Source organism: Streptomyces sp. FH025, assembly GCF_017427025.1.
Taxonomy (GTDB): Bacteria; Actinomycetota; Actinomycetes; order Streptomycetales; family Streptomycetaceae; genus Kitasatospora.
This window is the reverse complement of the sequence record NZ_JAFLNG010000700.1, coordinates 1-3,999: the sequence shown is the minus strand read 5'-3', so window position 1 is coordinate 3,999 and position 3,999 is coordinate 1. Positions and strand designations below refer to the sequence as shown.

Genomic DNA, 3,999 nt, shown 5'->3' with positions numbered 1-3,999 from the left:
TGTCCGAGCTGCACGCCGGGCTGGCGGTGGCAACGGCGAACCGGGACGTCCGTGCGGTGGTGCTCACGCACACCGGCAAGGTGTTCTGCGCGGGGGCGGACCTCTCCGAGGCGACCGGCGCGGACCCGACGGTCGGCCCGCGCGGCCTGGTCGAGTTGCAGAAGGCGATCGTGGACTGCACGAAGCCGGTGATCGCCGTCATCGACGGGCACGCCCGGGCCGGCGGCCTCGGCCTGATCGGCGCGGCGGACCTCGCCGTCGCCGGGCCGGCCGCGACCTTCGCCTTCACCGAGGTCCGGCTCGGCCTCGCGCCCGCCGTCATCTCGCTGCCGCTGCGCCCCAAGCTGGAGCCGCGCGCCGCCTCCCGCTACTACCTCACCGGCGAGGTGTTCGACGCCGCGGAGGCGGAGCGGATCGGGCTGATCACCCGGGCCGCCGCCTCCGCCGAGGACACCGGGGAGGTGCTGAAGGGCCTGCTGGACGCGCTGCGCCAGGGTTCGCCGCAGGGGCTCGCGGAGTCCAAGCGCCTGGCCAACGCCGAGGTGGTGCGCTCCTTCCAGCGGGACGCGGACGAACTGGTGCAGCTGTCGGCGCGGCTGTTCGGATCGGCGGAGGCGCAGGAGGGGATGCGGGCGTTCCTGGAGAAGCGGCCCGCGCGCTGGGTGCGCTGAGCCGGGCCGCGGCCCTTCCGCCGGGTCGGCCCGGGGCCTTGCGCCGAGCCGACCCGGGCTTCGTCCGATTCGGCTCGGGGCATCGTGTCGAACCGGCCCGGCTTCGTCCGCGCTCCGAGCCGGCTCGGGATCACACCGCCGCGGTGTCCCGCCAGAGGTCGAGCAGGTCCCGGTCCCCGGTGACCTCGACCTGACGGGTCCGTTCGATCTGCTCGCCCTGTGCGGTCGTCAGACGGTTCCACAGCAGCAGGTAGAGCTCGCGGGCCGGGCCGGTGAGGGTCAGATCGGCCGGTTCGGCCCGTTCCTCCGTGGTGACGGCCACCGGCCCGTCGGTGATGGTCAGGCGCCAGGAGCCGGGGCCGTCGGTCGTGCGGACCCGGACGGTGCGCAGGCGGTCGCTGCGCAGCTTCGACCGGCTGCGCACCATGAAGCCGCGCAGCAGTTCGTCGATGCCGTCGAGGGCGAGCGCGGTGTCCACGGCCGGGCCGGGCGCACCGGCCGCTGCGTCGGCGTCGAAGCGGTGCACGGCGGTCTCGTGCGCCTGGCGCCGCGCCCAGAAGGCGAGTGGACTGGGCGCGGGCAGGAAGGTCCAGCACTCGAGGTCGGCCGGGGCCGTGCTGAGCACGTCCACCAGGGCGGCGTGCCCCTCGCGGTACCAGTCGAGCAGCGCGGCGTCCGAAGGCATCGGGCCGATGGCCTCGCGCTCGCCCGCCTCGTCCAGCGGCGTGCGCAGGCCTTGGGACGAGATGGCGGCGGCCCAGCGGTGGACGCGGCCGATGTGCCGCAGCAGGTCGCCCAGCCGCCAGTCCGGGCAGGTCGGGACCGGGGCCGCGAGGTCGGTACGGGCGGCGGCCCCGGCGAGCAGGTCGCCCTCACGACGGAGTGCGTCGATGTGTGCGGAGATCTCCATGGGACGGAGTGTTCCACCGGCGGGCGGTGGCGGTAGCGGATTTCGGACAGTCCGCGTCCGTCGCGGCCGGGGCGGGAGTGTCCGGTGCGGTCCGTGTGGCTGGTTAGGTCCATGCGGCCAGTGCGGTCTGTGCGGCTGGTTGGGTCCGTGCGGTCCGTGTGGCCGGTGTGATGTCGGCCTCCCGGTGGCCGAGTGGAAGCTACGGGCCGGTAACGTGAGCGCATGCCGATAACCCGTACCCTCCTCTCCGCCGCTCGGGCCGGCGGCCGCCGGGCCGCCGGGCGCCTCGTCCACCGGGGCTGGCGCTGGGTGCAGCGGGTCGGCGCGGTCACCAACCAGAGCCCGGGTCCGTACCGGTTCGGCGGGCTGGGGGACGGTACGACCCTGGCCTTCCCGCTCGGGGCGGTGTTCAACGAGCAGTGGATCACCATCGGGCCGTTCTCGATCATCGGCGAGCGGGTCACCATCAGCGCGGGCTTCCTGCCGGGGCTGGACCTCGGGCCGGAGCCGATCGTGCGGATCGGCGGCGGCTGCGTGATCGGCCGGGACAGCCATGTCGTCGGTCACCAGTCGATCGTCATCGGCGACGACGTGTGGACCGGTCCGGGTGTCTACATCTCGGACCAGGCACACGAGTACCGGTCCACCGACCTGCCGATCGGCAAGCAGTGGCCGCGCAACGAGCCGGTGGAGATCGGCGCGGGCAGCTGGATCGGCACCGGCGCGGTGATCCTGCCGGGGGCGCGGCTCGGCCGGAACGTGGTGGTCGCGGCGGGCGCGGTGGTGCGTGGCGAGGTGCCCGACCACAGTGTGGTCGCGGGCGCGCCCGCCAAGGTGGTCCGCCGCTGGACCGAGGAGGAGGGCTGGCAGCCGCCGCTGCGCCATGACGCGCCGCAGCCGGTGCCGGACGGGGTGACGGCGGAGCAGCTGCGTGCCCTGGTCGGGTGGGACCTGCGGCTGCCGGGGGAGCAGGGCTGACGATCGCTCCGGCGGCGATGCGGTGAAGCAGCTCCGGTGCGAACTCGGGCACGTCCCGTTGAACTGCTGCGGTCGTACGTCACCGGTACCCGCGCCACCGTCCCGCTCGTTCCCGGTGGTGCGGGTTCCTGGCGCAACTAGCCTGCGAGGGAGGGCCGTTCGGCGGCCCGCGCGGCGATGGCCGCGGTGATCCGCAGGGCGTCGGCAGGGCGTGCCGGGTCCAGTCCGGTGAGGACGGCGATCCGTCGCAGCCGGTAGTCGACGGTGTTCGGGTGCAGGTGCAGGGCGCTCGCAGTGTGGCGGCGGTTGAGGCCGCCGGCCAGGTGGGTGCGCAGTGTGGTGAGCAACTCCCCGCCGTCGGCGAGCGGTTCGATCAGCGCGGCGAGTCGGGAGCGAGCCCGGCTGGGGCGGGTGAGCTGGTACTCCAGCAGCACGTCGTCGAGCCGGTGCAGACCGGGCGGGCGAGCGAACACCCTTGCCACCTCCAGGACTTCGTACGCGAGCGCGACCGCGTCGGGCACCTCGACGGGTGCGGCGGCGGCCGCTCCGGCCAGTACGGGTACGCCCGCCGCGCGGGCCGCGGCGGCCAGGGTGACGGCGAGCCGCGGCCAGTCGACTTCGACGGCGGATCCGTCGGACGGCTCGGGCGGGTGCCGGTGCGGCTGGTCCAGGGGGATGAGGACCAGGCCGCCCGACGGGGTGAGCGCGGTGAGCGCCGACTGCCGGGTGCGGTGGTCGAGTTCGGCGTCGAAGCGGCGGAGTTTGCGGCGGGCGGCGACGCCCGGGTCGACACCCGGGGAGCGTTCGTCCGGGTGGTCGGCGATGGACAGGCAGAGCGCGGCGTAGCCGGTCGGAGGCCGCAGTCCGGCGGCCCGGATGGCGGCCTCCTCGACGGGGGTGCCGGCGAGCAGTGAGGTGAGCAGGGATTGCCGGGCGGCGGAGGGGCGGTCGCCGGCCGGGCGTCGCCCGTCCAGGTAGCCGGACCCGGCGGCGGTGGTGGCCCGCCGGAGCTGGTCGAGCAGCAGCCGGTTGAGCATCAGCAGGTCGGCGGCGTCGCCGGCGCGGGCGTCCCGGGCGACGAACTCCCAGCAGACCTCCAGCCCGAGATGGTGGGCGAGCAGCACCGCGTCCAGCGGCAGGCCCTCCTCGGCGCGGCGTGCCGCAGACTCCCGTACGGCGGTGAACTCCTCGGCGGGGGCGGGAAGTCCGGTGCGGACGGAGTGGGCGAGGGCGCGGATGCGGCGCTCGGTGTCCCGGGCGATCTCGCCGGTCAGCTGCTCGCGGGGGAGGCTGCGGTAGACCGGCACGCGCTCCAGCAGGGCGGCGACCACGCTCTCGGCCAACTCGCGGACCCCGCACAGGAGTCGCTGATCGGCCGGGAGTCCTCCGACCACGGGGACACGCCAACCCGGCGCGGCTTCGGGTGCGGCTTCGGTGGCG

The 3,999-nt window shown here is 75.1% G+C and carries 4 protein-coding genes; 2 read left to right on the top strand and 2 right to left on the bottom strand.

The genetic code is table 11. The annotated features are described in order from the left end of the window. Nucleotides 1-671 (top strand): enoyl-CoA hydratase family protein (locus tag J0670_RS32305; RefSeq protein ID WP_207815602.1); only part of this gene is annotated, 671 nt, incomplete at its 5' end. Nucleotides 672-801: 130 nt separating this feature from the next. Here the strand turns inward: J0670_RS32305 and J0670_RS32300 are convergent. Beyond that, nucleotides 802-1,581 (bottom strand): maleylpyruvate isomerase family mycothiol-dependent enzyme, encoded by a 780-nt coding sequence (locus J0670_RS32300; protein ID WP_207815601.1) that lies wholly within the window; start codon nt 1,579-1,581, stop codon nt 802-804. A 222-nt stretch (nt 1,582-1,803) separates the two neighbouring features. Between J0670_RS32300 and J0670_RS32295 the strand changes: the two genes are divergently transcribed. Continuing rightward, nucleotides 1,804-2,559, top strand: a complete 756-nt coding sequence (locus tag J0670_RS32295) for a DapH/DapD/GlmU-related protein (RefSeq protein WP_207815599.1) — start codon at nt 1,804-1,806, stop codon at nt 2,557-2,559. Nucleotides 2,560-2,696: 137 nt separating this feature from the next. On the opposite strand, the gene J0670_RS32290 is transcribed toward J0670_RS32295, so the two are convergent. Next, on the bottom strand, nt 2,697-3,999 hold a 1,303-nt coding region (locus J0670_RS32290; RefSeq protein WP_207815597.1), incomplete at its 5' end, for a helix-turn-helix domain-containing protein.

Coding starts and splice junctions, on each gene's coding strand:
- J0670_RS32300 (WP_207815601.1), bottom strand. CDS start 1,581: ATGGAGATCTCCGCACACATCGACGCACTCCGTCGTGAGGGCGACCTG.
- J0670_RS32295 (WP_207815599.1), top strand. CDS start 1,804: ATGCCGATAACCCGTACCCTCCTCTCCGCCGCTCGGGCCGGCGGCCGC.